Origin of the sequence: Nannocystis pusilla, from assembly GCF_026626665.1 — a bacterium.
Classification (GTDB): domain Bacteria; phylum Myxococcota_A; class Polyangia; order Nannocystales; family Nannocystaceae; genus Nannocystis; species Nannocystis pusilla.
This window is the reverse complement of the sequence record NZ_JAPNKE010000002.1, coordinates 9,436,291-9,462,574: the sequence shown is the minus strand read 5'-3', so window position 1 is coordinate 9,462,574 and position 26,284 is coordinate 9,436,291. Positions and strand designations below refer to the sequence as shown.

The 26,284-nt window shown below is 71.0% G+C and carries 27 protein-coding genes and 2 pseudogenes; 16 read left to right on the top strand and 13 right to left on the bottom strand.

Annotated elements, in window-relative coordinates:
• Positions 1-3 precede the first annotated feature (3 nt).
• A pseudogene (locus OV079_RS59495) lies at positions 4-357 on the bottom strand (M16 family metallopeptidase); the annotation flags it as partial.
• A 245-nt stretch (positions 358-602) separates the two neighbouring features.
• On the opposite strand from OV079_RS59495, the gene OV079_RS41845 reads away from it, so the two are divergent.
• Both OV079_RS41845 and OV079_RS41840 read left to right on the top strand, forming a co-directional pair.
• Positions 603-1,181, top strand: a complete 579-nt coding sequence (locus OV079_RS41845; protein ID WP_267775300.1) for a peptidoglycan recognition protein family protein — start codon at positions 603-605, stop codon at positions 1,179-1,181.
• Positions 1,182-1,236: 55 nt separating this feature from the next.
• The gene (locus OV079_RS41840) at positions 1,237-2,628 is read left to right on the top strand and encodes a cytochrome P450 (protein ID WP_267775299.1); all 1,392 of its coding nucleotides are present in this window, start codon (positions 1,237-1,239) and stop codon (positions 2,626-2,628) included.
• Positions 2,629-2,724: 96 nt separating this feature from the next.
• Here OV079_RS41840 and OV079_RS41835 read toward each other — a convergent pair whose 3' ends face one another.
• Positions 2,725-3,306 carry a hypothetical protein gene (locus tag OV079_RS41835; protein ID WP_267775298.1) on the bottom strand — a complete coding sequence of 194 codons (582 nt, stop codon included), beginning with the start codon at positions 3,304-3,306 and terminating at the stop codon, positions 2,725-2,727.
• A gap of 434 nt (positions 3,307-3,740) precedes the next feature.
• Between OV079_RS41835 and OV079_RS41830 the strand changes: the two genes are divergently transcribed.
• From OV079_RS41830 to OV079_RS41820, 3 genes and pseudogenes are all read left to right on the top strand, one after another.
• The gene (locus OV079_RS41830) at positions 3,741-4,181 is read left to right on the top strand and encodes a DUF4215 domain-containing protein (protein ID WP_267775297.1); all 441 of its coding nucleotides are present in this window, start codon (positions 3,741-3,743) and stop codon (positions 4,179-4,181) included.
• A gap of 64 nt (positions 4,182-4,245) precedes the next feature.
• Positions 4,246-4,311 (top strand): annotated as a pseudogene (locus tag OV079_RS56630) (hypothetical protein); the annotation flags it as partial.
• 33 nt (positions 4,312-4,344) lie between these two features.
• Positions 4,345-4,926 carry a hypothetical protein gene (locus OV079_RS41820; RefSeq protein ID WP_267778773.1) on the top strand — a complete coding sequence of 194 codons (582 nt, stop codon included), beginning with the start codon at positions 4,345-4,347 and terminating at the stop codon, positions 4,924-4,926.
• Here OV079_RS41820 and OV079_RS41815 read toward each other — a convergent pair.
• The 3 genes from OV079_RS41815 to OV079_RS41805 all read right to left on the bottom strand — a co-directional run bounded on the left by OV079_RS41815 (position 4,898) and on the right by OV079_RS41805 (position 7,752).
• Positions 4,898-6,337, bottom strand: a complete 1,440-nt coding sequence (locus OV079_RS41815; RefSeq protein ID WP_267775295.1) for a dihydrolipoyl dehydrogenase — start codon at positions 6,335-6,337, stop codon at positions 4,898-4,900. The two genes, OV079_RS41820 and OV079_RS41815, sit on opposite strands and share 29 nt — an antisense overlap.
• Before the next feature lie 58 nt (positions 6,338-6,395).
• On the bottom strand, positions 6,396-7,202 hold the full coding sequence (locus tag OV079_RS41810; protein WP_420829582.1) for a uracil-DNA glycosylase family protein: 807 nt from the start codon (positions 7,200-7,202) through the stop codon (positions 6,396-6,398).
• A 172-nt stretch (positions 7,203-7,374) separates the two neighbouring features.
• Positions 7,375-7,752, bottom strand: a complete 378-nt coding sequence (locus OV079_RS41805; RefSeq protein WP_267775293.1) for an STAS domain-containing protein — start codon at positions 7,750-7,752, stop codon at positions 7,375-7,377.
• 566 nt (positions 7,753-8,318) lie between these two features.
• Between OV079_RS41805 and OV079_RS41800 the strand changes: the two genes are divergently transcribed.
• Both OV079_RS41800 and OV079_RS41795 read left to right on the top strand, forming a co-directional pair.
• Positions 8,319-9,935, top strand: a complete 1,617-nt coding sequence (locus OV079_RS41800; protein WP_267775292.1) for an alpha/beta hydrolase family protein — start codon at positions 8,319-8,321, stop codon at positions 9,933-9,935.
• The gene (locus OV079_RS41795; protein WP_267775291.1) at positions 9,917-10,543 is read left to right on the top strand and encodes a hypothetical protein; all 627 of its coding nucleotides are present in this window, start codon (positions 9,917-9,919) and stop codon (positions 10,541-10,543) included. The genes OV079_RS41800 and OV079_RS41795 overlap by 19 nt, the downstream gene beginning before the upstream one ends.
• 38 nt (positions 10,544-10,581) lie before the next feature.
• Here OV079_RS41795 and OV079_RS41790 read toward each other — a convergent pair whose 3' ends face one another.
• The gene (locus OV079_RS41790) at positions 10,582-10,917 is read right to left on the bottom strand and encodes a hypothetical protein (protein WP_267775290.1); all 336 of its coding nucleotides are present in this window, start codon (positions 10,915-10,917) and stop codon (positions 10,582-10,584) included.
• 62 nt (positions 10,918-10,979) lie between these two features.
• Here OV079_RS41790 and OV079_RS41785 point away from each other — a divergent pair, with 62 nt between their 5' ends.
• From OV079_RS41785 to OV079_RS41770, 4 genes are all read left to right on the top strand, one after another.
• Positions 10,980-11,612 carry a hypothetical protein gene (locus tag OV079_RS41785; RefSeq protein ID WP_267775289.1) on the top strand — a complete coding sequence of 211 codons (633 nt, stop codon included), beginning with the start codon at positions 10,980-10,982 and terminating at the stop codon, positions 11,610-11,612.
• 238 nt (positions 11,613-11,850) lie between these two features.
• Positions 11,851-13,758: an IgGFc-binding protein gene (locus OV079_RS41780; protein ID WP_267775288.1), complete on the top strand. Its 1,908-nt coding sequence runs from the start codon at positions 11,851-11,853 to the stop codon at positions 13,756-13,758.
• 390 nt (positions 13,759-14,148) lie between these two features.
• Positions 14,149-16,098: an IgGFc-binding protein gene (locus OV079_RS41775; RefSeq protein ID WP_267775287.1), complete on the top strand. Its 1,950-nt coding sequence runs from the start codon at positions 14,149-14,151 to the stop codon at positions 16,096-16,098.
• A 108-nt stretch (positions 16,099-16,206) separates the two neighbouring features.
• Entirely contained in the window at positions 16,207-17,013 is an 807-nt protein-coding gene (locus OV079_RS41770; RefSeq protein ID WP_267775286.1) for a hypothetical protein, read from the top strand.
• A 3-nt stretch (positions 17,014-17,016) separates the two neighbouring features.
• Here OV079_RS41770 and OV079_RS41765 read toward each other — a convergent pair whose 3' ends face one another.
• From OV079_RS41765 to OV079_RS41755, 3 genes are read right to left on the bottom strand one after another with little or no spacing between them, the layout of a single operon-like run.
• Positions 17,017-17,871 (bottom strand): bile acid:sodium symporter, encoded by an 855-nt coding sequence (locus tag OV079_RS41765; protein WP_267775285.1) that lies wholly within the window; start codon positions 17,869-17,871, stop codon positions 17,017-17,019.
• 53 nt (positions 17,872-17,924) lie between these two features.
• A complete protein-coding gene (locus OV079_RS41760; protein ID WP_267775284.1) occupies positions 17,925-18,731 on the bottom strand; it encodes a glutathione S-transferase family protein in 807 nt (268 codons plus the stop codon).
• Positions 18,728-19,012: a polyhydroxyalkanoic acid system family protein gene (locus OV079_RS41755; protein WP_267775283.1), complete on the bottom strand. Its 285-nt coding sequence runs from the start codon at positions 19,010-19,012 to the stop codon at positions 18,728-18,730. Before OV079_RS41755 ends, OV079_RS41760 begins: the two co-directional genes overlap by 4 nt.
• A gap of 268 nt (positions 19,013-19,280) precedes the next feature.
• Here OV079_RS41755 and OV079_RS41750 point away from each other — a divergent pair, with 268 nt between their 5' ends.
• Complete coding sequence (locus tag OV079_RS41750; protein ID WP_267707135.1) at positions 19,281-20,099, top strand: DNA-methyltransferase; 819 nt, start codon at positions 19,281-19,283, stop codon at positions 20,097-20,099.
• Positions 20,100-20,186: 87 nt separating this feature from the next.
• Entirely contained in the window at positions 20,187-20,723 is a 537-nt protein-coding gene (locus tag OV079_RS41745; protein WP_267775282.1) for a hypothetical protein, read from the top strand.
• Positions 20,724-20,888: 165 nt separating this feature from the next.
• On the opposite strand, the gene frr is transcribed toward OV079_RS41745, so the two are convergent.
• From frr to rpsB, 4 genes are all read right to left on the bottom strand, one after another.
• Complete coding sequence (frr, locus tag OV079_RS41740) at positions 20,889-21,443, bottom strand: ribosome recycling factor (RefSeq protein WP_267705353.1); 555 nt, start codon at positions 21,441-21,443, stop codon at positions 20,889-20,891.
• Between the two features lie 46 nt (positions 21,444-21,489).
• Positions 21,490-22,212 carry a UMP kinase gene (pyrH, locus tag OV079_RS41735; protein ID WP_267775281.1) on the bottom strand — a complete coding sequence of 241 codons (723 nt, stop codon included), beginning with the start codon at positions 22,210-22,212 and terminating at the stop codon, positions 21,490-21,492.
• Positions 22,213-22,308: 96 nt separating this feature from the next.
• Positions 22,309-22,962 (bottom strand): translation elongation factor Ts, encoded by a 654-nt coding sequence (gene tsf, locus OV079_RS41730; protein WP_267775280.1) that lies wholly within the window; start codon positions 22,960-22,962, stop codon positions 22,309-22,311.
• 3 nt (positions 22,963-22,965) lie between these two features.
• Entirely contained in the window at positions 22,966-23,877 is a 912-nt protein-coding gene (rpsB, locus tag OV079_RS41725; RefSeq protein WP_276602924.1) for a 30S ribosomal protein S2, read from the bottom strand.
• Positions 23,878-24,285: 408 nt separating this feature from the next.
• Here rpsB and OV079_RS41720 point away from each other — a divergent pair, with 408 nt between their 5' ends.
• From OV079_RS41720 to OV079_RS41710, 3 genes are read left to right on the top strand one after another with little or no spacing between them, the layout of a single operon-like run.
• Positions 24,286-25,233 carry a hypothetical protein gene (locus OV079_RS41720; RefSeq protein ID WP_267775278.1) on the top strand — a complete coding sequence of 316 codons (948 nt, stop codon included), beginning with the start codon at positions 24,286-24,288 and terminating at the stop codon, positions 25,231-25,233.
• On the top strand, positions 25,230-25,661 hold the full coding sequence (locus OV079_RS41715) for a hypothetical protein (RefSeq protein WP_267775277.1): 432 nt from the start codon (positions 25,230-25,232) through the stop codon (positions 25,659-25,661). The genes OV079_RS41720 and OV079_RS41715 overlap by 4 nt, the downstream gene beginning before the upstream one ends.
• Before the next feature lie 33 nt (positions 25,662-25,694).
• Positions 25,695-25,955 (top strand): hypothetical protein, encoded by a 261-nt coding sequence (locus tag OV079_RS41710; RefSeq protein ID WP_267775276.1) that lies wholly within the window; start codon positions 25,695-25,697, stop codon positions 25,953-25,955.
• Positions 25,956-26,284: the final 329 nt, after the last annotated feature.

The window sequence follows — 26,284 nt, the reverse complement described above, 5'->3', positions numbered from 1 at the left end:
ATCCGAATTGGTGGTACCGTTGATCCCGGTGCCGCCGATCTCCTGCAGGATCTTGAAGTGGACGTCGTTGCCGATGTGCTTCGCGCCCTGGAACATCATGTGTTCGAACAGGTGGGCAAAGCCGCTCTTGCCGGGCGTCTCGTCGCCGCTGCCGACGTGGTACCAGAGGTTCGTGACGACCAGCGGCGCGGCCTGGTCGCGGTGCAAGATCACCTCGAGGCCGTTGGGCAGGACGTAGCGTTCGTAGGGGATGTCGACCCCTGGCGAGTCCGCGGCGGGCTTCGCAGGCGCCGCCTGGACGGGAGCCGCCGCGCTCAGAAGCAGCGCGAGAGGCAAGAGCAGGTGCCGTGTGGCCATTGTTTCTCCTCGTAAGCCTTTTCGCGCATCGCCCGGCCGTCCGCAAGAGCAAACGCGGCTCATGGGCGGCGCGGCCGCGGCGACTTCCCTCGCGCCGCGGCCGCGAAACCACCTCGAAGCCGCCGCGAGGCCGCGCCGAGCCGGCCGCCACGTTTCGCGGCCGGGGCGGCCGGTTGCCCATTCGTACGTTGTTACGGCGGCGGGTCGGACTCGGGCGGAGGGTCCGTGCGTAGTGGCGGCGAGCCATGCGTCGTCGTTCCCTGCTCGCCGCTGCCTGCACCGCCCTCCTGCCCGCGCGCACGCATGCGCGGCCGCCCGAGATCGACGTCGCGGCCAGCAACGCGGAGCTGTTCGCGCGCCTTCGCGCCCCCGGCGCGCCGCTGCGGGACTGGCAGTGGATCGTCGTGCATCACACCGCGGCCGAGTGGGCCACGCTGGAGGGCATCGACCGCTACCACCGCAAGCGCTTCGGCGACCCGCTCGGGGCCGAGTACCACTTCGTGATCCACAACGGCAAGAAGCGCCCCGCGGGGCTCGTCGAGGCGGCGCGCTGGCGCTATCAGGAGCTCGCCACCCACCTCTTCAAGCCCGAGAACGCCCCGGCCTCGATCGCCATCTGCCTGATCGGCAACTTCGAGGAGCGGCCGCTGCCCGCGCCGATGTTGGGCGCCCTCGTCGACCTCACCGCCGCCCTCATGCGCGAGTGCTCGATCCCCGGAGAGCGCGTCAGCACCCACCGCGTCGTCGACGACAAGCTCACCCAGTGCCCCGGCAAGCACTTCCCGCGGGCCGAGTACCTCCGCCGGATCGGCGCGGGGACATGACTCTTCGGACAGGTAACCCGCGTCCGTCGATCGCCGCGTGATACAATCCGCGGCGATGCTCGCGTCGCTCCGCACCGCCATCGTCCGCACCACCGACCGCGCCGCCATTCGTATGATCGGCGGGGCGCGGCGAGCCGGGGAGCCGCCGATCGTCCGCCCGCGCCTGCCCTTCCTCGGCCACGCGCTCGAGATGGGGCGCGACCTGACCGCCCTGCTGCGCGCGTGCCAGCGCGAGCACGGCGACGTCTTCACCCTGCTGGTCGCAGGTCGCCGCATGCACTTCGTGTGCGACCCGTTCAGCTACCCGCACGTGCTCAAAGCCCAGGACAACCTGACCTTCCACGAGATCGGCCAGGAGATCGGCACGCGCGCGTTCGGCTACTTCTCGCCGCCGGCCGGCCCCGAGCTCGACGAGCTCGAGCGCTATTACCACGACCACCTCAAGAACGCCGCGCTCGCGCCGTTGACCGCGCGCATGGAGGAGCGCCTGGGCGTCGCCTTCGACCGCTTCACCGGCGACGACTGGCGCGAGGAGGGCCTGTTCGACTTCAGCGCCCGGGTGATCTTCGCCGCCGGCATGGAGACCCTGTACGGCGAGGGCATCGCCGACGACGCCGCGCTGCGCGACTTCCAGCGCACCGATCGATGGTTCCCGCTGCTGGCCGCGGGCGTCCCGGCGGGCGCGTTCCCCGGGCTGCTCCGCGCCCGCGAGCGCCTGCTCGCCCGCGTCGACCGCATGCGCCCCGACGCCAGCGCCTTCATCCGCGCGCGCGACCTCCTGCTGGCCCGGACGACCACCCCGCGCAATCGCCAGCACCTGCAGGCCGCGATCGTGTGGGCCTCGCAGGCCAACACCTTGCCGGCGGCCTTCTGGTCGCTGGCGCACCTGCTGTGCGACCCGCCGGGCCGGGCCGCGATCGTCGCCGAGGTCGAGGAGCGCGGCTTCGCCGACTTCAAGCGCCTGCCCAAACTGTTCAGCAGCATCAGCGAGTCGCTGCGGCTGTGCAGCGAATCGCTGACGATCCGCCTGGTCCACCGCGACTGCGAGCTCGCCCTGGCCGACGGCCGCACGGTCGCGCTGCGAGCCGGTGACCGGGTCGCGCTGTGCCCCCAGCTGATGCACCGCGATCCGGAGATCTTCGCCGACCCGGAGCGCTTCCGCTTCGACCGCTTCCTGTCCGAGGGCGGCGGCCCGCGGCAATTCAGCAAGGGCGGCCAGCGCGTGCCGATCCCGCTGATGCCCTATGGCGGCGGCGTCAGCATGTGCCCCGGCCGCTTCCTCGCCAACAACGAGGTCATGCTGTTCGCCGGCCTCGCCCTCACGCGACTCGACATCGAGCTGCTGGAGCCGAGCCTGCCGCCGCTCGACAAGACCCGCGCCGGCCTCGGTGTGCTGTCACCCACCCGCGAGTTGCGCTGCCGGATCCGCCGCAGGCCGCGGGCCTGAAACCGCCGAGCTGGCCTTTCAGACACCTCGCATTTGCACGAGTCACCCAAAGGACATGACCCGAGGGCCATGTCCCATGATTCGCGGATTCGCGGCTCACGAGGCCGGCGCAGCGGGCACGGCCTTGGGCGGCGGGGTGGCCTCGACGCGGGCGACCTGGGCGCAGTTGAGCTCGCAGGTGGCCTGGTCGGTCGCGCGCACGCCCTTGCCGGTGTGGCAGAGCTTGACGCACGACGACAGCTTGGTGAGCACCTCGGGCGGCGGCGAGAAGTCCGCCTGGTCCGCCATCGTGTTGCACGAGTTGGCGCAGGCGTCGCCGTCCTGGCTGCCGTTGCAGCTGCCGAGGCACGAGGTGATGCGGGCGATCGCGTCGTTCTCGGTCGGCTCGGCGGCGCCGCGGGCCTCGGCGCCGTACGCGGTGTCACAGTTGAGCCGGCAGGTCTTGCGGTCGGTCGCCGCGTGGATGTCGTCGCACGAGGTCAGACAGTCCGACAGGGTAGCGAAGGTGCCGACGCCGCTGGCCGAGGCCGCCGTCTTCGGCGCGACCACGGCGGGCGCGGTGGCCTTGCCCTCCTTGGGAGCCGCCGAGGCGACGGCGATCTCCTTCTTGAGCATGTCTTGCTGGTCGCAGCCGACGGCGAGCGCGAGGACGAAGAGGACTTTGAAGGCGTGATTCATGACGACTGTTCCTTTCCAAGCCGTCCATCGACGGGGGTGCTGAAACCCTGTGCGAGGCGGCGGCTGTCGACCCGTGGCGGGCTGCAGCCCCGCGGCCGGCGATGAATCGCGCGCCTTCGAATGATCACACCAGCGCGTCGCGCAATTTGCGCATTGGCAATTGTCCCACGATCCCGCGAATCACAGCAGATCGTGCGCCTCGCCGCCTGCGGCCGAGCCCGCCGCCGCGCCGCGATGGCGCAGTTGCTCGTACATCGATCACCGCACCTGCCCTTTCCACCATGTCATCATTGGCAGCGAGGCGACCTGGACCGCGCACGCGGACTGGCCCGCGCGCGCGGATCCATCCGTGGGCGCACGGATGCCTACCGCTCGGCACTCGGAGACCTGTGCGTCGGCTTGACGGGCCCCGGAGCCGCCGGGAAGATCGGCGCATGGTACGCGCGATCATCGGGGGTTTGGCGGTGCTCTGGCTCGGAGGATGCAGCGGCGGCGAGGCGCTCGACACCGGTAACACCAACGCGTTCACGACCGCACCGCCGACCATGCCGATGGCGAGCACCGCCGAGAACACCAGCACCGGGGCGCCGACGACCGAGAGCCTGCCGACCTCGACCGGTGAGAGCGGCAGCGACAGCGAAGCGAGCACGAGCACCACCGACGCCACCACCGACGCCACTGCCACGGCCACGGCCACCGCCACCGCGACGATGGGCACGACCGGCGAGCCGGACCCGGTGTGCGGCAACGGCGTCATCGAGGCGGGCGAGGCCTGCGACGACGGCAACCAGATCGACACCGACGCCTGTCGCAACAGCTGCGTCGCCGCGGCCTGCGGCGACGGCGTGGTCCAGATGGGCGCCGAGGCCCAGTGACGACGGCAACCAGGTCGACGACGACGCCTGCAGCAACGCGTGCAAGGCGGGCGCCTGCGGCGACGGCGTGGTCCAGATGGGCGAGGCCTGCGACGACGGCAACGTCGTCAACGAGGACGCGTGCCTCAACACCTGCGCGGTCGCCAAGTGCGGCGACAGCGTCGTGCAAGCCGGCGTCGAGGTGTGCGACGGCGGCGGCGAGACCCCGCAGTGCAACGGCGACTGCACCGCGTCCGCCTGCGGCGACGGCAAGGTCAATCCGACCGCCGGCGAGCAGTGCGACGCCGGCGGCCAGACCGCGCAGTGCGACGACGACTGCACCACCGCGGCCTGCGGCGACGGCAAGATCAACGCGGCTGCCGGCGAGGACTGCGACGACGGCAACGTCAACGCCAACGACGGCTGCTCACCCGCGTGCAAGATCGAGGTGTTCGCGCAGAAGTGCCAGCAGGGCAACGACCCCGGCACCGGCGCCCCGTGGGTCGTGTGCGACGCCAACGCCAACTGGGCGTGGGTCTCCGCCAACAACCAGGGCAGCTACCACCACGAGCTGATCTGCCAGAACCTCGGCTACGCCGGCGTCGGCCAGATCGGCGGCACCTGCGGCAACGTGTGCGGCTACTGCGAGGGCGGCACCAGCTGTCAGTCCAACGGCCAGCAGGTGTTCGACGGCGGCGGCGCCTGCGGCCAGGACGGCCTCGGGCCCCTGCTCTGCGTCACGGTCCACTGGACTTGCGTGAAGTAGCGCCACCGGTCTTTGCGGACATCTTGGTGCGCAGGTCGATCAGCGCCGAGCGCAGGCCCTCCTCCACCACCGGGTGGTAGAACGGCAGGCGCAGCACCTGGTCGACCGTCAGCTCGCTCTGGATCGCCCACGCCAGCAGGTGCGCCAGGTGCTCGCCCGCCGGCGCCACCAGCTTGGCGCCGAGCAGCGCGCCGGTGGCGTCGGAGCCGTACACGCGCAGCAGCCCGTGGTTCTTGGCCATCACCCGCGCCCGGCCCTGGTCGGCGAAGTCGACCTGGCCGATCGAGCAGGTCGACAGGTCGAGCGAGTCGAACCGGCGGCCGACCGACGCGACCTGCGGGTCGGTGAACACGATCGCCAGCGGCGCGCGGCGCTCGCCCGGCAGCACCTCCGGGAAGGCCGCCGCGTTGCGCCCGGCGATCTGGCCGTCGTCGATCGCCTCGTGCAGCAGCGGCCGCAGCCCCGCCGCGTCGCCGGCGATGAACACCGGCGCCGAGCCGCACTGCAGCGTGGTCTTGTCGAACTCGCGCGGCCGGCCCTTGTCGTCGAGCAGGACCCCCGCGCGCTCCAGCTCGAGGCCGCCGAGCCGCGGCGCGCGGCCGGTCGCCGCCAGCACCAGGGGCCATGTCCCTTCGGACACCTCGCCGTCCTCGCCGCGGAACCTGACCCACACCTCGTCCCCGCGCTCCTCGGCCGCCTCGAGGTTCGAACGCGTGTGCAGCGTCATCTCGCGCGCCAGCGCCGACTTGGCCGCCGCCAGCACCGCGGGGTCGCGGATCGCCGCGACCTTGCCGTCGGCGCACAGCACCGTCACGCGCGTGCCCAGGCGCGCCAGCGCCTGCCCGAGCTCGACCCCGATCGGCCCCGCGCCGACCACCAGCAGGCGCTCGGGGATCGCCTCGAGCTCGAACACCTTGTCCGAGTCGATCACCCGCGACGACTCGAGCCGCGCCAGGATCGGCGGCAATCGCACGGCCGAGCCGACCGCGACCACCACGGCCCGGCGCGCGGTCACCCGCAGGTCGTCGCCGACCGCGAGCACGTTCGGCGCGACGAAGCGAGCTCGACCGTCGATGAGCAGCCCGCGCTCGCTCAGCGACTTCGCGTCCTTGAGCTGGAAGCCGACGAAGCGGTCGCGCTCGCGGCGGACGCGGCCCATCACCTCGCCGGGGACCACGCGCGGCTCGCCGGCGTGGACGCCGAAGTGCCTGGCCTCGCGGACCGCGTGCGCCGCCTCCGCGGCCGCGATCAGCAGCTTGGAGGGCATGCAGCCGACGCGCGCGCAGGTGGTCCCGAGCGGCCCCGGATCGATCGCCACCGCGTGCGCCCCGGCCTTCTCGGCCGCCCGCCTGGCGTTGAGCCCCGCCGTCCCCGCGCCGATCACCGCGACATCGACCGTCTGCTCGCGCATGCGGGAACTATAGCCAAGACTGACGGCGCGGCGCGCCTGGGCGGATCCGCGCCCGCCCTCAGCCCGCGGACGCCCTGCGACCGGCGGCGCGCCTGACCTTTTCGACCTGTGTCTTCGGACCTGTCTCTTGCAGCAGGCCCGCGAGCGGACAGACCCCGAGCGCGGCGAGGTCGGCCGCGGCCGCCTCGGCCCAGCCGTTGTTGGCGATCGGCGACGCCGGGCTCGGGTGGAGGATCTTGCCGATCCTGGCCCGCGCGCCGACGACCTTCTGCGCCCGCTTCTCGGCCCACGCGCCGATGCCGATCACCCACGTGGGCTCGAGCAGCTCGACCAGGCGCAGCAGGTGGCGGTCGCACGCGGCCTCGAGCGGGGCGCGCTGCTCGGCGGGCAGCTTGTCGGGCGTGAAGTTCTTGCCGCTGGCCTCGATGAAGGTGAGCGGGCAGTAGTTGGCGACGTAGTGGCGGTCGAAGAACCGCTCCGCGGCGCCCCAGCGCTGGGCCACCGCGCCCCACAGGCGCGAGCCGCTGACCTCGGCGCGCGTGCACGCGAAGCCTTGCACTGGCCGCTCCGGGTGCTCGCGCGCCGGTCGCGACACCGGCGCCTCGATCTTCAGGAAGTCGCGCACCGCCTTGACCTCGCCGAACGGCACCCCCGTCTGCGTCATCCCGAACGGCCCCGGGTTCATGCCGAGGAACACCACGTCCTTGCGCCCGCGCCCGTACGCGGCGATGTACGCGGCGTGGGGCGCCCACGCGTAGTCGAGCGGGTGATACACGTGCGTGATCGGCTCGGAGAACGCGAGGCTCCGCACCTCGTCCGCGAGACGTCTGGCTGCGGCCTGCAGCTCGGCGGCGATCGTCGTCATCATGACAGGGTCGCGATACGCCGAAACCGCGCGACGCAGCAAGGCCCGAGCATTCGCCGTTTTTGTATGCTCGCTCGCAAGAGTTTCACGGCTGCGAACGTCGCGCGAATCGCCGGCGTGCATCGCTCCTTGCAGAGGCAACGAAACGGCGCCGCATCGTCCCCATCGCGGCCTACGCGCTCGGCGGCCTCGACTGCGCGCGAGAGGCCGTCCAGGCGCGCAAGATCTCCGCCAGCGCCCCCGCCATGTCGCGCGTCGCCGCCAGCGCCGTCGACTCGAGCCCGAGACTCACCATCACCCCCGCCACCGCGGGTTGCAGGCCGCAGACGATGCAGCGGGCTCCGAGCAGGCGGGTCGCGCGGGCCAGCGCGACCACGTGCGCCGCGGTGCGGGCGTCGTCGGTGGCAGTGACCTCCTCGAGGGTACGCGAGGAGATCGCCGCGGCGCGCTCCTGATCGACGACACCGACGGTCGGCATCCGTTCGTGATCGATCTCCCCGGCCGTCGTCGCCCCGACCAGCCGCGTCGTCGCCGGCGGGCGGGCCCGCACTGCCGCATGGAGCGCCTCTGGTCTCGTTCGCTCGACGCGGACATCACCGCCAGTCGGGCGGCGTCCCGGCCTCAGGTGGCCGCCGAAGCGCTGGTCCGCGGGCCTCCGCGCGGTCGTCGTCACGATCGATGCCATAACACCTCCGCGCGGACCTTCGAAATCGCGGTCGCAGCGATGGAGGCACAGCCTCTCAAGTCATGTGCTCGTCGTGACCGAAATACCCCGCAAACGAGGACTGCAACCAGCTACGAGGCCTCTAGCGGCCTTCTGGCGGCCGCTTGGAGCGGAGTCCGCGGAATCACCTCTCGTGCGTTATCGCGCGCGTTCGCAACGTTATCGCGGCAGGGCGATACCCGCAAGAATTTCCCCTTGCCTCCTGCTGCCCCGCTGCGGCCCGCCTGACGGACCGTGCGGCGAAGCCGACGAATCATGGGCGGTCGCACTATCAGCAATCGCGGCGATTGGGGGCACTCCCAGTCTGTAGTCACCGAGAGCAGCCCGTGTACGTGCATCGACCGGCTGCGGCGCGTTGCGCGGTCCCGCACATCGCTGGTATATTTCTTGGCATGCGATGGTCCCCCCGCCTCGTCGTGCTCCTGTTTCCGTTCGCGTGTGGTTTTGAGGAAGACGGCTCGACCGCCTCCCAGGGCGGCGGAAACGGCGACGGCACCACCACCACCACCACCACCACCGGCGAGCCGACCACCGGCGCCGAGCTACCGCCTGGTTTTTGGCCCGGCGTCGCCTGCGCGCCGCCCGCCGAGGAGCAGGAGTCCGGGCCGAAGATCTATTTCGACCTCGACGCCGGCCGGGTCGGCGGCCGCGATTTTTTCCGCCTGCCCTTCCCGCTCGACGCCCGCCGGCGCGGCGGCGGCATCGACCTCACCGGTTTCCCGAGCCCGCCCCCGGACCTCGACCCCGCCTTCGGCAGCGTCGTCGGGCGCTGGTTGTCGCATCTGCGCGCCGACGCCCCGGGCTTCGCGGTCAACAGCGCGGTCCTCTTTCGCAGCACCCACGGCATCGGCAGCCCGCAGGGCATCTTCATCGTCAACATCGACCCCGACCACCCGAGCTACGGCAAGAAGCTCGAGGGCCTGTCGTACAGCGCCAAGAACGGCGACACCAGCGGCAACAATTACATCTGCCGCAACTGGCTCGCCGTCGAGACGATCGACGGCGTCCCGCTCGACCCCGGCACCACCTACGCGGTGCTGATCACCGACGAGCTGCGCACCGTCGACGGCGACCGGTTCAGCCCGGACGCTGACTTTTCGGCCATGCTCCAAGGGACAGCCCCGGCCGACGCCCGGCGCAAGGCCGCGTGGGACACCTTCGCCCCGCTGCGGCAGTTCCTCGCCAGCGCCGAGAACGGCGCCGGCGTCGACGTCGCCGCCGGCGAGCTGATCGGCGGCAGCGTCTTCACCACCGCCGCCAACACCGACGTCCTCGTCGGCGCGCGCGCGGCGGCGCGGGCCGCCCCGCTCTACGTCTCCGACCTGCACCTGTGCCAGGCGGCCGGGCCGAGCCCGTGCTCCGGCTTCCCCGGCCTCACCGCCGACGAGCGGGCCGAGCGCGAGTGCGGCGCGCCGTCGCCGGACCACCTCGAGGTGCAGGGCCGCGTGCGCCTGCCGATCTTCCAGGAGGGCATCCCGCCGTACGCCGAGATCGGCGGCCGCATCGACGTCGAGGGCGGCATGCCGGTCCAGCGCAGCAGCTTCGACGCCTGCTTCAGCCTCACCCTGCCGGCCGGCCCGGCGCCCGCGGCGGGCTGGCCCGCGGTGGTCTACGCCCACGGCACCGGCGGCGGCTTCCGCAGCCCGCTGATCGACGGCACCGCCCGCGCGCTGGCCGGGCGCGGCCTGGCGACGATCGCCCTCGAGGGCGTGATGCACGGCGAGCGCCGCAACGACAGCGACGACGACGGCGAGGTCGGCGGCCTCGACGTCGATCAATTGGTGTTCAACGTCTACAACCCCGAGTCGGCGCGCGACACGATCGTGCAGGGGGCGATCGATCAATTCACCGCGGTCCGCCTGGCGGAGGAGTGGCAAGACGCGACCTTGCTCGAGGGCCAGGTGCTGCGATTCGACGCGAGCGCGCTGTTCTTCATGGGCCACAGCCAGGGCGCCAATCGGGCGCGCTGTTCCTGCCGTTCGAGCCGCTGGTGCGCGCCGCGGTGCTGAGCGGCGGCGGGGCCAAGCTGCCGCGCACCCTGCTCGGCAAGGAGGAGCCCAAGGTCGAGAACCCGGCGGGCGGCGACCCGCTGGCTCCCCGCGAATTGTTGCAGCTGGCGTTCCAGGAGCGCCCCGACCGCCCGCTCGACACGCCGCACCCGATGCTCGTCCTGCTCAACACCTTCGTCAATCGCTCCGACGCCGACAACACCGCACCGCTGATTCGCCGCCGCCCGCAGGGCGGCGTCCCGGCCAAGCACGTCTTGAATTACATCGGTCACGTCGACAGCTACAGCCCGCTGCGCGCCGCCGGCAACCTCGCCATCGGCCTCGGCGCCCCGATCGCCGGCAAGAATCTGTTCCAGCCGCCCTGTGATGATTACACCGACGAGAACGAGCGGATCGCCTGCGGCTGGACGTCCGGCCAATGGTTGCCCGAGGTCGCGCTCCCGGTCACCGGCAACGCCGGCGGCGGCCAGCTCACCGTCGTCACCCGCATGCTCCCCGCGCCCGCCGGCAAGGACGGCCATTACGTCGCCTTCGAACCGGCCGAGATGACCCGAATCGCCGACTTTTTCGAGAGCGCCCTGACCGACAAAGCCCCGACAGTCAAATGAGCGGATTCGCGCTCCCACGGCCGACGCGACGTTAGTTTTTATATTTTCAACCGAAAGTTTTGTGATATTCTCGGCGGCATGGCTCCCCAGCCCCGCCGCCGAGTCGTCTGGTTCGCCCTCGCCCTCGCCTGTGCCTGCGGCCCGAAGTCGCCCGCCGAGACCGACACCATCGATTCGCCGGGCACCACCAGCGGCCCGGGCACTACCGGCGGCCCGGGCACCACCAGCGACACCACCCTGGTCGAGACCACCTCGACGACCGGCGGCAATCCCTCGACCGCCGGCTCGACCGCGCCGAATCCCACCACCGCGAATCCTACGACCACGAGCGACAGCGGCGAGACCACCGACACCACCGGCACGCCCTTCATCACGCCCCTCGACTTCGGCGGCCCCGGCTGTCCACGAATCAGCTTCGCGATCCATGGTCGCAGAATTGCCCCCCGACGAAAAGTGCGCCCCTTCGGACGGCGGCTGCGACGTCTTCACCCAGACCGTCTGCGACGAGCTCTCGAGCCGGCCTGTGCCGATCGGCGGCACCTGTAAATCCGAGGGCCGTCCGCTGAGCGGCTTCAATGATTGTGAGCTCGGCGCCACCTGCTGGTTCATCGACCCCGAGAGCTTGCTCGGCACCTGCGTCAGCCTGTGCCACGGCTCCCCCGAAGCCCCCGATTGCTCGCACGTGCCCGGCACCGCCTGCGTGCTCGCCCACGACGGCTTCGACGCCCCGCTGTGCCTGCCGACCTGCGACCCGTTCGAGCCGACCTGTCCCGCAGGACATCATTGCCACCCGAGCGCGCTCACCCCCGAGCTGTTCGCCTGCACCCCCGACGCCTCGCTCGGCGCCGCCTTCGAGCCGTGCGGCAAGGCCGACTGCGCCGCCGGCCTGCTGTGCAGCGAGCCCGGGGCCGCCGCCGTCGAGTGCGCCCCCGACACCAATTGCTGCACCCCGCTGTGCGACCTCGGCGCCCCCGACTGCCCCGGCGCCGGCCAGGTCTGCCTGCCCTATTATGAAATGGGCCAGGCCCCCGCCGGCCTCGAGGACGTCGGCCGCTGCGGCCTTCCGTGACGCCCGCAGCCGCGCCCGATCGAGCGAGCCCGAACGTGGGTCGACGGCGCGCTGGGGAGCGCGTCGGAGGACGCCACGGAGCTCGCACGAGCTGTCCTGAAGGCCATGTGCGTGCCTGCCCGTGCCGGCTCGCGTATCGCGCCGCGCCCGCGCGCTCCTGCCCGTCCGCGATCGCGAGCCTGATCGCCCCGGACGCGCCGGCCGGCGGGCCGGGCGGCGGTCGTGATACGACCCCTCAATGCTTCGCCTTCGCCGTTACGCCCTCCTCGCGCTGCCGCTCGCTGCCTGTGTCGACGGCGGTGAAAACACCGGGGCGGTGACCGACTCGTCGCCGACGACCGTGCCCGTCACCTCGAACCCCGACGTCACCACCGACACCGCCGGCCCCACCACCGCCCCGACCGGCACCGGCACCGATGGCACCGGCACCGACAGCGCCACCGAAGGCACCTCGGTCGGCACCACGGACACCCCGCCCACCGGCACCGACGCGACCACCGGCACGGTCACCACCGAGAACGTCAGCGTCTCGACGACCGCCGCCACCGACGGCACCAGCACCACCGGCACCACCGGCGAGCCTCCCATCTGTCCCGAAGACCAGATCGTCTGCGACGGCAACACCGCCCAGGTGTGCGACGGCATGGGCGGCTTCAAGAGCGAGGAGGCCTGTCCGACCCTGTGCGCCCCCGACCTCGGCTGCGTCGAGTGCATCCCCGGCGAGACCGAGTGTCAGGGCGACAACGTCGCCACCTGCAACGACGCCGGCACCGGCTTCGACATCACCGACAGCTGCGACCCGCTGCAGGGCCTCGCGTGCGACGCCAACTCCGGCGCCTGCGCCGGCGCCTGCGCCGGCCTCGGCCTGTCGTACATCGGCTGCGACTATTACCCCACGGTCACCAAGCAGTACGACCTCTACAACACCGCCCCGACGCACGTGTTCGCGGTCGCCGTCGCCAACACCTCGGCCCAGACGGTGAACATCACCGTCACGCGCGGCGCCAACATGGTCACCTCCAGCACCGTCGCCGCCAACACCGTGCAGATCCTCGAGCTCCCGTGGGTCGACGCCCTGACCAAGGGCGACGGCCCGAGCGCGCTCGTGGTCGACGGCGCCTACCGCCTGCGCACCACCGGCCCCGTCACCGTCTACCAGTACAACCCGCTCAAGGCGACCACCACCAACGACGCCTCGCTGCTGCTGCCCGTCAACACCTGGACCGGCAACTACCTGGTCGCCGCGCGCGGCCAGTGGAGCGGCATCCCCGGCTTCTACGCCGTCACCGCGCGCCAGGACAACACCACCCTCACCCTGACGCCCTCGGCCACCGGCAAGGTCATCTCCGCCGGCGGCGGCGTCGCGGCCGACGGCACCGGCGTGGTCGTGCTGAACGAGAGCGACGTCCTGCAGGTCGTCGCCACCGCCAGCGATCCCACCGGCACGATCGTCACCGCCGACAAGCCGGTCCAGGTCATCGGCGGCCACAAGTGCACCAACGTGCCCACCAACGTCGCCGCCTGCGATCACCTCGAGGAGTCGATGTTCCCGATCGAGACCCTCGCCAAGGAGTACGTGGTCGTCCCGCCGGTGCAGGTCCCCAACGACCAGCTCGACAAGGCGCAGATGGTGCGGATCATCGCCAGCGAGCCGAACACCACCCTCAGCTTCAACCCCGACCAGCCGGTCGCCAAGACCCTCACCAACGCCGGCGACTTCATCGAGATCGCCACCACCACCGCCAAGTTCGTCGTCACCGCCGACAAGAAGATCCTCGTCGCCCAGTACATGGTCGGCCAGGACGGCGGCTACGGCACCAGCGACCCGTCGATGCTGCTGGCCGTCAACCCGCTGCAGTGGCGCAAGGACTACCTCGTGCACGCGCCGACCAACTGGGTCGCCAACTACGTCGACCTCATCGCCAAGACCGGCGCCGCCGTCAAGGTCGACAACGTCGACGTCCCCTCGTGGGCCCCGATCGGCAACACCGGCTACGCGGTCGCCCACGTCAAGCTGAGCAACGCCGGCGACGGCAACCACCGCATCACCGCCGATCAGGGCGTCAGCGTCGCCGTCGGCGGGGTCATGAGCGCCGGCAGCTACTGGTACCCCGGCGGCCTCGACCTCGACCTCATCCCGCAGTGAGCGGGTACTGACATTCGCGTGTCGCCGACATCCCGGCGACGCGCGAATCATCGCACCTCTGCGCCGCCGTCGCTCACCCGCGGCCGCGCGCGAATCATCACCCCCTCCGCGCCGCCGCCGTCACCCCGCGGCGGCGCGCGAATCATCACTCCCTCCGCGCCGCCGCCGTCACCCCGCGGCGGCGCGCGAATCATCGCACCCGTCCGCGCCATCCGCGTGCGAGCGGCTGCGAGCCGCCCGCAGTTCACCTCGTCCCCATCGCGTGACTGTCCGCGTCTGCATGCGCGCGCGCGACCGTTCGGCGGCCGTTACGGTCGTATGAATGGCGAGCTCTGCGGGCGCGACCGCCCCTGCGCACCCGGCGATTTCCCCTCATGGTATGACGCGCGGATGCTCCGCCTCCGCCACTACGCCCTGCTCGCTTTGCCTCTCGCCGCCGCTTGCGGCGACGACGGCTCGACCGTCGCCTCTGCCACCCTCTCCACCACCTCCCCGGACAGCGCCACCGCCGGGCCGACCACCGACACCGCCGGTCCGACCACCGACGCGCCGACCACCGGCACGCCGACCACCGACGGCGGCAGCGAGTCTGCCACCGGCACCACCGCCGCGACCACCGTCGTCACCACCGACGACACCACGGCCGGGCCGCAGACCAGCACCACCGACGCGACGACCAGCACCACCGACGCGACCACGAGCACCACCGACAACGTGTCGGCCAGCGAGACCACCGACTCGTCGACGAGCACCACCGGCAACCCCGCCTGTCTCGAAGACCAGATCGTCTGTGACGGCAACACCGCCCAGGTGTGCGACGGCCAGGGCGGCTTCAAGAGCGAGGAGGAGTGTCCGGTCACCTGCGCGCCGGGCATCGGCTGCACCGAGTGCGTCCCCGGCGACAGCCAGTGCGTCGGCAACGACGTCCAGAAGTGCAGCGAGAGCGGCACCTGGGAGGCGTTCGAGACCTGCGACGGCCTGCAGGGCCTCGCGTGCGACGCCGACGTCGGCGCCTGCCTCGGCGCCTGCGCCGGCCTCGGCCTGTCGTACATCGGCTGCGACTACTACCCGACGGTCCTGCAGCAGCACGACAGCTACAACACCGCGCCGAGCGCCGAGTACGCGGTCGCGGTCGCCAACACCTCCGACCAGGCGGCCCAGGTCACCGTCACCCGCGGCGCCAACCAGATCACCCAGGTCATGGTCGCGCCGATGAGCGTGCAGCTGATCGTCCTGCCGTGGGTCAACGAGCTGACGAAGGGCCAGGGCCCCTCGGTGCTCGTCACCGACGGCGCCTACCGCCTGCGCAGCACCCGGCCGGTCACCGTCTACCAGTACAACCCGCTCAAGGCGACCACCACCAACGACGCCTCGCTGCTGCTGCCCGTCAACACCTGGACCGGCAACTACCTGGTCGCCGCCTGGCCGACCTGGACCTTCACCCCGGGCACCAACTACCCCGGCTTCTACGCCGTGGTCGCCAACCAGGACAACACCAAGGTCACCCTCACGCCCTCGACCACCGGCAAGATCGTCCAGGCCGGCGGCGGCGTCGCGGCCAACGGCGCCGGCGTCGTCACGCTCAACGCCGACGATGTCCTTCAGGTCATGTCGGGGGTCGGCGGCGACCTGACCGGCACGATCGTCAGCGCCGACAAGCCGGTGCAGGTGTTCGGCGGCCAGGAGTGCACCAACGTCCCGCTCAACGTCACCGCCTGCGATCACCTCGAGGAGACGATGTTCCCGATCGAGACGCTGGCCAAAGAGTACGTGGTGGTGCCGCCGGTGCAGGTCCCGAACGACCAGCTCGACAAGGCCCAGATCGTGCGCGTGATCGCCAGCGAGGACAACACGACCCTGGTGTTCACGCCGGACCAGCCGGTGAACAAGGTGCTGGCCAAGGCCGGCGACTTCGTCGAGCTCGCCACGACGACCGCCAAGTTCGTCGTCACCGCCGACAAGAAGATCCTGGTGTCGCAGTACATGGTCGGCCAGGACGGCGGCTACGGCACCAGCGACCCGGCCATGCTCCTCGCGGTCAACCCGCTGCAGTGGCGCAAGAACTACCTGTTCCACGCCCAGCCGAGCTGGACCGCCAACTACGTCGACGTGCTCGCGCCCAAGAACGCCACCGTCACCGTCGACGGGGCCGCGGTCGGCAACTGGCAGGCCGTGGGTGCCACCAATTACCAGGTCGCCCACATCAAGCTGAACAACAACGGCACCGGCAACCACACGGTCGTCGGCGACGTCGGCGTGGGCATCGGCGTCTACGGCGTGCAGAGCTACGGCAGCTACTGGTACCCCGGCGGCCTCGACCTCGACATCCTCCCGCAGTGAGCGAGGCGCCTCGCGGGCGCGCGCGACTACGCGCGCCCGCCAGGCCCGGCAAAATCTTCTGCGCGCCGCCGAGTTGACGGATCCCGGCGGCTCGCCGACGATCCATGCGTGCATGGCCTGCTCCGCCTCGTCGCCTGTCTCGCCCTGACCGCGTGCATCGACCGCACGACGCCCGAGGACGACAGCGACAGCGGCGGCTCGACCGCGCCGTCCCCCGGCACCACCGTCGCGCCCGACGACTCTACCACCGCCGAACCGACCACCGGCGATTCGACCGCCGGCGACTCGACCACCGGCGACGGCGTGCCCGGCGTCCACGCCGGCGCGTGCAAGCCGGTCCTGGGCAACACCTGTCCGATGGGACATACCTGCTGTTCGGACGACCCGGCGGCGCTCGGCGCCCTGCCCAACTACTTCAACCCCGACGTGGTCGACGACCAGTTCGGCCCGCCGCTGTTCTCCGACACCAACAACGACCTCAGCTCCTGGGGCTTTTGCATCGAGACCGGCGGCTTCCCCAGCCCGCTGAGCAACGGCTGCCCGGTCCCGTGCGACCCGCACTGGAACCTCGAAGAGCGCGTCCTCATCTGCGGCGGCTCGCAGTGCTGCCCGTTCACCGCCGTCGACGTGAACAAGGACTGCATCCTCGACCCGGACACCGGCCGCTGGCGCACGGTGAACGGCTCCGACGTCCTGCTGAAGCGCAGCGAGTGGGGCGACGCCCACGCCACCAACCAGGATCCGCAGCTCGAGAGCTGCACGCAGCTCGCCGCCGGCGACGAGAACGCCATGGTCGACTGCGTCGCCAAGCTCGCCGTCGCCGACCGGCGCGGCTTCTGCTTCAGCGGCGAGTGCCCGTGCGTCGAGGACGTGTGCGCGCAGAAGAACCCGGACTACGTCCCGCGCTGCCAGTGAGGATCACCCGCGATAGCGCCACCAAAGCGTCAGCAGCGACGCCGACAGCAGCACGAACAGCGCGTACAGCAGCGGCAGCCACAGCATCCGCTCGTGGAGCGCGGCCGGGAAGCTGGCGAGGATGATGCCGAGCGCCAGCGGGCTGTTCTGGATGCCCGTCTCGAACGCGATCGCCCGCCGCCCCGCCTGCGGCACCTTGAGCAGCGCGGCCAGCAGATAGCCGAGCCCGAAGCCGATCACGCCCAGGGCGATCGCCGCCGCGTACATCGCCGGCGTCGTCTGGGCCAGCAGCGCCCCGTTGTGAACCAGCCCGGTGACGATCAGCAGCGCCAGCACGCCGATCCCGGACAGGCTCCCGACCTTCTCGAGCGCCGCCGCAGCGCGGGCCCAGCGGGCGCGGATCGCCATCCCCAGCCCCAGCGGCACCAGCATCACCGCCAGCGTGGTCGTGATGTTGCCGTACGGGACCTTGAGCGCCGCGTCGGTGAACCCGCTGGCGTACACCACGAGCAGCAGCGGCATCACCACCACCGCGACGATCGTCGACACCGCGGTCATGCTGATGCTGAGCGCCACGTCGGCGCGGGCGTAGTAGGTGAACAGGTTGGAGGTCGTGCCGCCCGGGGTGCAGCCGACGATGATCAGGCTGATCGCCTGGTCGTTCGGCAGGCCGAGCGCCCTGGCCAGAGCGAAGGCGATCAGCGGCATCCACCCGTACTGCGAGGCGAGCCCGATCAGCGGCCCGCGCGGGGTCTTCAGCACCGCGCGGAAGTCGGCCACGGTCAGCGAGGCGCCCATCCCCATCATCAAGACGACGAGGAGCAGGGCCAGGAGCGCCTGTTCGAGGCCGGACAGCATCCCTCGATGCTCGCACGCGAGCGCGCGCGCGGCAACCTGGCCGGAACGCGGTTCTATCCTGTCCCGGAGGACATGTCCGAACGGCCTTGCGCGCGCACCGGCGACCGCTCCTCGGCGAACAGCCGCAGCGCGAACGCCCCGGCCGGGGCCGCCCGCACGCGCGCCGACCACTCCGCGAACGCCGGCGTCAGGGCGTGCGCCGGCATGGGATAGCCGTACTGCGGGGGCATCAGCGCCGGGCCGCACAGGGCCGCGAAGGTCAGGTCGGCGGCGGTGAAGCGGTCACCGACGAGGTAGCGCCTGCCGCCGTCCAGGGCCCGCGCGACCTCGTCGAAGATCGCGTCGAGCCGCGCCTGCGAGCGGCCCGTCGGCGCCGGGTAGAGCTTCAGGGCGCGGGTCATCAACGACTGCATCGGCGCGGTCAGCAGGCGGCCGAGCCGGCGCTCCCAAACAGGTCCGGTGCAGGTCAGCAGATCTCGCGAGCCCCGCCGATCGCTGAACATGTGAAAGTAAGCGACGCGACGGACCGCGGGCCCGACGACCTCGTCGAAGCGCGCGACCCATTGCTCGACCTCGGCGCGCAGCGCCGGCTCCTCCGGGAACAGCTTGCGCACCGCGGGCAGCGACTCGTCGGCGAAGCGGACGATGTCCGTCGACTCGCACAGCACGCCTCGCGGCGTCACCAGGGCCGGCACGGTGCGCCTGGCACCGGCGGCGCGGGTGGCAGCGAAGTGGAACAGCGGGACGTGGTCGGCCTCGACGTAATCGAGGCCGGCGTGGTCGAGGGCCCAGCGGGCCTTCTCGCAGAAGTGGCTGAACCCGATCGTGATCAGGCGCAGCGGCACGGACGAGCGGCTCACGAGGAAGCGGTGAGCTTCTCGAGCTCCTTGCCCAGCGTCTCTTCGATCTTGCCCTTGAGCGGGGTGAGCATGAAGCCGAGGTCGAGGTTCACGTCGACCTTGTTGTCGCTGATGATAAGCTTGCCCTCGACGCCGGTCCCCTTGACGTTGAGGGTGCGATCGTCGGCCCACGAGGTCTTGGCCTGGTACTTCTCCTGGAGCTTCGCGCCCAGAGTACTGATGCGCTCCTTGATCACGGCGGGCTCGAGGGAGTGGTTGCGGGACAGGTTGATCTTCGGCATCGGCCAGTCTTAGTACCAAAAAGCTCGCGGGTCCTGCAAACCGGGGGCGGCGCGGGCGCCACGGGGCCCGCAGGCTTTCGTCACAATGGCCCGCAGGGCGCCCCCGTGGAAGCTGCGGCCCGTGCTCCAAAGCGTCAGCGCCACCGAGACCGCACTGCCTCCTTCGGACCTGAGGGCCCCCGCGAGCCCGAAGGCCCCGGCCCCGGGCGTGCAGACGCCGCAATCGGGCCCGGCCCGGGCCACCAGCGCGCGCGCGACCACGCCGGTGGTGGTGCAGAAGCCTCTGCCCGAGCCGACCTGGCGCTCGGCCGACAACCGGGCGCGACTTTACAAGGGCGACTCCCTCGAGATCTTGGAGCGCGTCCCGGCCGAGTCGGTCGACGTGATCTTCGCCGATCCCCCGTACTTCCTGTCGAACGGCGGATCGACCTGCCGCGCGGGCAAGCGGACCAGCGTCGACAAGGGCGCGTGGGACAAGTCGAACGGCGTCGAGGAGAACCACGCCTTCAATCACCGGTGGCTGAGCGCGTGCCAGCGGGCGCTGAAGCCCAACGGCACGATGTGGGTCTCGGGCACGGGCCACGTGATCTACTCGGTCGGCTACGCGATGCAGCAGCTCGGCTTCAAGATGCTCAACGAGATCGTGTGGGAGAAGCCGAACCCGCCGCCGAACCTGTCGTGCCGCTACTTCACGCACGCGACCGAGACGCTGCTGTGGGCGGCCAAGAGCCGCAAGAGCCGCCACGTCTTCAACTACGACCGCATGCGCGAGATGAACGACGGCAAGCAGATGAAGACGGTGTGGCGCCTCACCGCGCCCGGCCAGAAAGAGAAGCTGCTCGGCCGCCACCCGACGCAGAAGCCGCTGGCCCTGCTCGAGCGCCTCCTCCTCGCCTCCTGTCCCGACAACGCCCAGGTGCTCGATCCGTTCAACGGCTCCGGCACCACCGGCGTGGCCGCGGTCACCCTCGGCCACAGCTACATGGGCATCGATCTCGAGCAGGAATACATCGACCTGACCCAGGCCCGCCTGCTCGACGCCGTCCCGTCGCTGCGCGAGCGACCCGCACTGCAAGTGGTGCGCTGAGACGTGTCACTTTCGCGGTCGGCTCGTCTCTTCCGCGTCGCGAGCGAGCGACAGATCGCGGGCCCCCTGGCCATCTTCATGAGGACCATGCTGGAGCGCTCGCTGTTCATCTTCGTGATCGCCGCCTGTGGCCCGCAGCCGCCCGACGACGGCGCTACCGTCGGCGACACCAGCAGCGGCGCGACGACCACGACGGGCCCGGCACCGGCGACCACGACGGGCCCGGCACCGACGACCACGACGAGTTCCACATCCGGCGCGACCGACGACAGCGGCAGCGCTGCGAGCGTCGATCCGACGATCGGCAAGCTCGACCTGACGCCGCCACCCGACGAGCCGCCGCCTCCTTCGCCGCCCGCCTGCGATCCGCCCCCCGAAGTCCCGGCGGACGCGCACTGCGAGGTCCTGGAGCACCGCTCCTGGCAGTTCATCTACGCATGCCTGGAGGGCGCCGATCCCGACGCCTGCCCCGACGCCGCGGCGGCCACGGTCCTGGATCTGCTCAATGACTGCTCGCGGTGCGCTGGCCTCGGCGGAGAGGCGATGTGCGGTCCGGACCCGCGGCGCCAGGACGCCTGCTGCTACTGGGGCTTCGATGTGAGCTGGGCCTGCCCTTTCCCGTGAGCGGCGAGCGTTCGACGGATCGCATCGTGACCCCCGGCGCGAGCGGCCTCGCCCGCCCGGCCGACGCATCCTTCGCCGGCGCACAAAAACAAAAGGGGCGACGATCGCTCGCCGCCCCGCCGCGCGCCGCCCGGGCGACGCGCGACCTGCCCCTCGGGACAGGTGTCAGACCTCGGTGATCTCGGCTTCCTTCTTGCTCAAGATCTCCTCGGCCTGCTTGACGAACTTGTCGTGCATCTCCTGCACCTTCTCGAGCGCCTTCTTGAGCTCGTCCTCGGTGATCTCGCGGCCCTTCTCGGCCTCCTTGAGGAACTCGTTGGCCTCGCGGCGCGACTGGCGGATGGCGACCTTGGCCTCCTCGCCGAGGTCCTTGACCTGCTTGACCAGGGCCTTGCGGCGGTCGCCGGTGAGGGGCGGGATGGCGAGGCGGATCACGACGCCGTCGCTCTGGGGGTTGATCCCGAGGTTGGCGGCGTTGATGGCGCGCTCGATCGGGCCGACCATGTTGCGGTCCCACGGCTTGACGACGAGCAGGCGGGCGTCGCCGATGGAGACCGTCGCGACCTGGTTGAGCGGCATCAGGGTGCCGTAGTTCTCGACGCGGATCTCGTCGAGCATGGCGGGGTTGGCCCGGCCGGCGCGGACCTTGGAGACCGCCTTGCGCAGGTGGTCGAGCGCCTTGTCCATGCCGTCTTGGGCCAGTTCGAGTGCGTCGTTCATCGTCGTGCTCCGTCGCTAGGATGGGTGTGGTTCGAGAGGGCGCGGGCTACTCCGCGCAGACCAGCGTGCCGAGCTCCTCGCCGCAGACCACGCGGCGAATATTGTCCCGCCCGAGCATGTTGAAGACAAGGATGGGCAGGCTGTTCTCCTTGCACAAGGAGATCGCCGTGCTGTCCATGACGTTGAGGCCGCGGGCCAGCACGTCGAGGTAGGTGAGGCGGGAGTAGCGGACCGCGTCGCTGTGCTTGTGCGGGTCCTTGTCGTAGACCCCGTCGACCTTGGTCGCCTTCATCAGCACGTCGGCGTGGACCTCCATGGCCCGCAGGGCCGCCGCCGTGTCGGTGGTGAAGTAGGGGTTGCCGGTCCCCGCCGCGAAGATGACCACGCGGCCCTTCTCGAGGTGCCGGGTCGCGCGCCGCCGGATGTACGGCTCGGCGACCTCCTTCATCTCGATCGCCGACATCACGCGGGTGTAGACCCCGCGCTGCTCGAGCGCGTCCTGCAGCGCCAGCGAGTTCATCACCGTCGCCAGCATGCCCATGTAGTCGGCGCTGGCGCGGTCCATGCCGGAGGCCGCGGCGGACAGCCCGCGGAAGATGTTGCCGCCGCCGATGACGAGCGCGACCTCGACGCCGAGGCCGACGACTTCCTTGACCTCCTCGGAGATCGTGCGCAGCACCTCGGCGTCGACGCCGTAACCCTGCGTGCCCTGCAGGGCCTCGCCGGACAGCTTGAGCAGGATCCTCTTGTAGCGGGGGGCGGCTGCCATGCGGACCGTCTCTCCGGCCCGCGGGGCCGGCACAAAGGAAACATCAGTACGCAAATAGCGAGAGAGCGGGGGTCACCCGCTCTCTCGCTCGCGTCTTTACGCCTTGATCTGCGCCGCGACCTCGGCGGCGAAGTCTTCCGACTTCTTCTCGAGGCCTTCGCCGAGCTCGTAGCGGGTGAAGCGGCGGATCTTGATGTTCTCGCCCAGCTTCGCCACCAGCTCCTGCTGGAGCAGCTCGATGGTCTTCTTGTCGTCCTTGACGAACTTCTGCTCGAGCAGCACGTGCTCCGAGTAGAACTTGCCGACCTGGCCGTCGACGATCTTGTCGACGATCTTCTCCGGCTTGCCCTCGGCCAGCGCCTTCTCGCGCAGCAGCGCGCGCTCGGACTCGACCTTGGAGGTGTCCATCTCTTCACGACGGACGCAGACCGGGTTCATCGCGGCGATCTGCATCGCCACGTCGGCGCAGAAGGCCTGGAAGTCGGCCGTCTTGGCGACGAAGTCGGTCTCGCAGTTGACCTCGAGCAGCACGCCCACGCGATTGTTCATGTGGATGTACGAGGTGACCGCGCCCTCGGTGGCGATCCGGCCGGCCTTCTTGGCCGCGCCCGCGATGCCCTTCTTGCGCAGGTACTCGACGGCCTTCTCCATGTCGGCGTCGACCTCGGTCAGCGCCTTCTTGCAGTCCATCAGCCCCGCGCCGGTCCGCTCGCGGAGGTCTTTGATCATGTCGGAGGTGATCGTGGCCATGGCTCAGTCCTCTTTGGTGCCGGCGTCTTCGTCGGGGGTGGCAGCGGCCTCGGGGGCCGGCAGCTGGGTGCGGCGCGAGACGACCTCGACGCGCGGGCCGTCGCCGCCGGTGGTCACGCGGATCGTCTCGGGGACGTTGTGACCCTCGGGCTCGTTGACCGCGCGCGACTTGCCGAGGCGCGCGCCCTCGAGGCAGGCGTCGGCGATCTTGCTGCAGAACAGCTTGATCGCGCGGATGGCGTCGTCGTTGCCGGGGATGACGTGCTGGATGAGGCGCGGGTCGGCGTTGGTGTCGGCGACCGCGACCACCGGGATGCCGAGGCGGTTGGCCTCGACCACGGCGATGTGCTCCTTGACCGGGTCGATCACGAACACGGCGCCGGGCAGCTTCGGCATGTCCTTGATGCCGCCGAGGTTGCGCTCGAGCTTGCCGCGCTTGCGCTCGAACATCAGCGCTTCCTTCTTCGTGATCGCCTCGTACGTGCCGTCCTGGCTCATACGCTCGATGTTGCGCAGCTTGTCGACCGACTGGCGCACCGTCGTCCAGTTGGTCAGGGTGCCGCCGAGCCAGCGGCTGCACACGAAGAACTGGTTGGCGCGATCGGCCTCCTGGCTCATCACGTCCGCGGCCTGCTTCTTGGTGCCGACGAACAGGACCGGCTTGCCCTCGGCGGCGATGCTGCGGATGAACGCGTACGCCCGCCGGAACATGACCGCGGTCTGCTGCAGGTCGATGATGTGGATCCCGTTGCGAGCCCCGTAGATGTAGGGCTTCATCCGCGGGTTCCAGCGCTCGGTCCGGTGACCGAAGTGGACGCCCGCCTCGAGCAGCTGGCGCACGGTGATGATCCGCTGGCCGTCCGACATGTCGAGCGACTGCTGCAGGTCGCCCTGGGAGACATCTTGATTGCTCATCTTCTTGTTCTTTCCTGGCGTTGGGCCGCTGCCCCGCTCCTCGGACCCCGAACACCGCGACCACGGTGACGCCACGGGGCCCTCCCGAGGCATGTGTGTTGGTTGGGCGGGCCGTTTAGCACGCACCCCGGCCACCGGGCAAGGCGCCGCCCGCCCCGCCGACCCGGCCGCCTCACCCCCGTAAACGCACTCGCTGGCGCCCACGAAAGCCCCCGGGCAGCCCCGGGCCTCGCGCCCGGACGCGTGAGCCTGCTCGTCTGGCCCCGCGACTCCGCAGCCGTCGCCGTCCGGGTCCAAGCCGGCGAGGTGCGGCGGTCCGCGTCTCACGCGATCGGACGGCCCCGTCCCTGCTCTCCAGGCCAACAGCGCTGATCGCGCAGCCACCCGTGTGATATGAGCGCCTTGTCGATGTCTCGTCGCCCGCTCCTCGCCCTCGCGTTCGCCCTCGGCGCCCTCGGCGGTTGCTTCCTCACCCCGAACCCGCCGCCGTCGTTCCGCTACCACTGCTCGGCCGACAGTGACTGCCGGGTGCTCACCTGCCGCGGCGACCTGGTGGCGATCTCCGACGCCGAGGCCGCCGGCATCGTCCTGGCCGAGGACTGCGACGAGGTGCTCGAGGCCGACAAGAGCAAGTACTACGAGGCCCGCCAGGCCTGCCTCGACGGCCTGTGCGAGTACCCGTGCGAGCTCAGCACCGACGTCTGCCCGGCCGGGAAGGGCTATAACCTCTGCTTCAACGGCACCTGCGCGACCGCCTGCGGCTTCGACGACGAGCGCTTCCCCGACCCTGACGCGACCTGCTCGGGAAAGCAGCAGTGCGTCCTGTACGGCGACGACATCGAGCTGGCGCTGATCGAGGATCTGCTCGGCGGCAGCGCCGGTGGTAGTGGCGGCAGCAACAGCGGCTTCCCGGGCGGCGGCGGCGGCAGCACCAGCGTCGAGGACCTCATCGGCACCGGGGTGTGCGGCATCCGCTGCGACGCCGAGGGCGCCCGCGCCTGTCCTCCGGGACAGTACTGCAGCGGCGCCATGTGCCTGCCCGACTGCGCCCACGAGGGCGCGACCCCGTGCGCCGACACGGCCCAGTGCTTCGCCTTCGGCGGCTTCTCGACCTGCATCGCCAAGTGCGACCCGAACGGCGAGAACACCTGCGAGAAGGGCGAGATCTGCGTCCAGGGCCTGGGCCTGTGCCTGTCGACCTGCCTCGGCGAGGACGCGACCACCTGCCGCGACGGCTTCACGTGCAGCGAGGAGCTGGCGATCTGCGTCCCCGAGGATCTCCCGACCGACACCGACTCGACCACCGACGTCAGCGACACGGAAGCTCCCACCAGCGAAACCGAGACCAGCGGATGACTCACCCACCGCTCCACCGCCCCGCGGGCCACGACGTCTCCCGCCGGCTCTGGGTCGCCGCCCTGGCGCTCAGCACCGCCTGCGCCACGACCACGGCCGACCTGCCGCAGCCCGACCACCGGCTGGCCTCGATCGGCAACGTCGGCACGCGCTCGAACTTCGAGATCCGCACGCTCTACGCCGCGCAGGACCCGGCCCCGCCGCCGGCCGACGACCGCTCGAGCAAGCGCCGCCGCCCGGTCACGCCGATCCTGTTCTACCTCGGCATCTCGATGGCCGTGGCCGCCGGCGTCGGCACGATCGCCACCAGCTTCGCCTCGTACGGCCTGCGCCGCAAGCTCGACGACAACTACTTCGAGAACGGCTTCGACTACGACGAGTACGATCGCACCGTCCAGACCGGCGACCGCCTCAGCAAGGCCAGCTAGGGCCTCGGCCTCACCGCGGTCGCGTTCGCGGCGATGGCCCTGATCTCCTACAGCGTCGACTGGTCCCGCTGCGGCCCGCTCGCGCCCAAGCGCCGCCGCGACACCGCGCCGCGCGGCCGCTGCGAGGAGTTCCACCCCGATCACAAGAGCCCCGACGGGCCGCTGATCGCCCCCTCCTCCCAGCCCGCGCCCGCCGGCCCCGGCCTCGCCCCGACGCCCACCGCGGCCCCCCAGAGCCCCGCCCCGGCGTCCCCCGCGGCCGAGGGCCCCGCCCCCGCGGCGCCCGGGAACTAGCCCCCGCGGCCATGTCCTCCGAGCCATCTGGCCCCAAGGACATGTCTGAACCGCCGGCGGCCGACCCGGCCGCGCGTTCGGACATGTCCTCCGGGACAGCGTATGATTCGCCGCGGCCTGCTGCTTCGGCCATGACATCCGGGACGCCCGGAACATCTGCGCCGGACGCCGCGCCCCCGGACCCGCGCAGCCCTGTCGCTTCGGACATGTCCTCCGGGACACATGATTCGCCTCCGCCCCCCGAAGCTCCCGCATCAGGGGCGCGAGCGCGATCACCTGGTCGCGCGCCTCCGGAGTCGCACGACCATGACGCTCCGGGCGTGTCCTCC

Bases quoted from the DNA above. Each gene is read 5' to 3' on its own strand.
- OV079_RS41845 (WP_267775300.1), top strand. From the start codon at position 603: ATGCGTCGTCGTTCCCTGCTCGCCGCTGCCTGCACCGCCCTCCTGCCC.
- OV079_RS41840 (WP_267775299.1), top strand. From the start codon at position 1,237: ATGCTCGCGTCGCTCCGCACCGCCATCGTCCGCACCACCGACCGCGCC.
- OV079_RS41835 (WP_267775298.1), bottom strand. From the start codon at position 3,306: ATGAATCACGCCTTCAAAGTCCTCTTCGTCCTCGCGCTCGCCGTCGGC.
- OV079_RS41830 (WP_267775297.1), top strand. From the start codon at position 3,741: ATGGTACGCGCGATCATCGGGGGTTTGGCGGTGCTCTGGCTCGGAGGA.
- OV079_RS41815 (WP_267775295.1), bottom strand. From the start codon at position 6,337: ATGCGCGAGCAGACGGTCGATGTCGCGGTGATCGGCGCGGGGACGGCG.
- OV079_RS41810 (WP_420829582.1), bottom strand. From the start codon at position 7,202: ATGACGACGATCGCCGCCGAGCTGCAGGCCGCAGCCAGACGTCTCGCG.
- OV079_RS41800 (WP_267775292.1), top strand. From the start codon at position 8,319: ATGCGATGGTCCCCCCGCCTCGTCGTGCTCCTGTTTCCGTTCGCGTGT.
- OV079_RS41780 (WP_267775288.1), top strand. From the start codon at position 11,851: ATGCTTCGCCTTCGCCGTTACGCCCTCCTCGCGCTGCCGCTCGCTGCC.
- OV079_RS41775 (WP_267775287.1), top strand. From the start codon at position 14,149: ATGCTCCGCCTCCGCCACTACGCCCTGCTCGCTTTGCCTCTCGCCGCC.
- OV079_RS41765 (WP_267775285.1), bottom strand. From the start codon at position 17,871: ATGCTGTCCGGCCTCGAACAGGCGCTCCTGGCCCTGCTCCTCGTCGTC.
- OV079_RS41755 (WP_267775283.1), bottom strand. From the start codon at position 19,012: ATGCCGAAGATCAACCTGTCCCGCAACCACTCCCTCGAGCCCGCCGTG.
- OV079_RS41745 (WP_267775282.1), top strand. From the start codon at position 20,187: ATGCTGGAGCGCTCGCTGTTCATCTTCGTGATCGCCGCCTGTGGCCCG.
- frr (WP_267705353.1), bottom strand. From the start codon at position 21,443: ATGAACGACGCACTCGAACTGGCCCAAGACGGCATGGACAAGGCGCTC.
- pyrH (WP_267775281.1), bottom strand. From the start codon at position 22,212: ATGGCAGCCGCCCCCCGCTACAAGAGGATCCTGCTCAAGCTGTCCGGC.
- tsf (WP_267775280.1), bottom strand. From the start codon at position 22,962: ATGGCCACGATCACCTCCGACATGATCAAAGACCTCCGCGAGCGGACC.
- rpsB (WP_276602924.1), bottom strand. From the start codon at position 23,877: ATGAGCAATCAAGATGTCTCCCAGGGCGACCTGCAGCAGTCGCTCGAC.
- OV079_RS41720 (WP_267775278.1), top strand. From the start codon at position 24,286: ATGTCTCGTCGCCCGCTCCTCGCCCTCGCGTTCGCCCTCGGCGCCCTC.
- OV079_RS41715 (WP_267775277.1), top strand. From the start codon at position 25,230: ATGACTCACCCACCGCTCCACCGCCCCGCGGGCCACGACGTCTCCCGC.
- OV079_RS41710 (WP_267775276.1), top strand. From the start codon at position 25,695: ATGGCCCTGATCTCCTACAGCGTCGACTGGTCCCGCTGCGGCCCGCTC.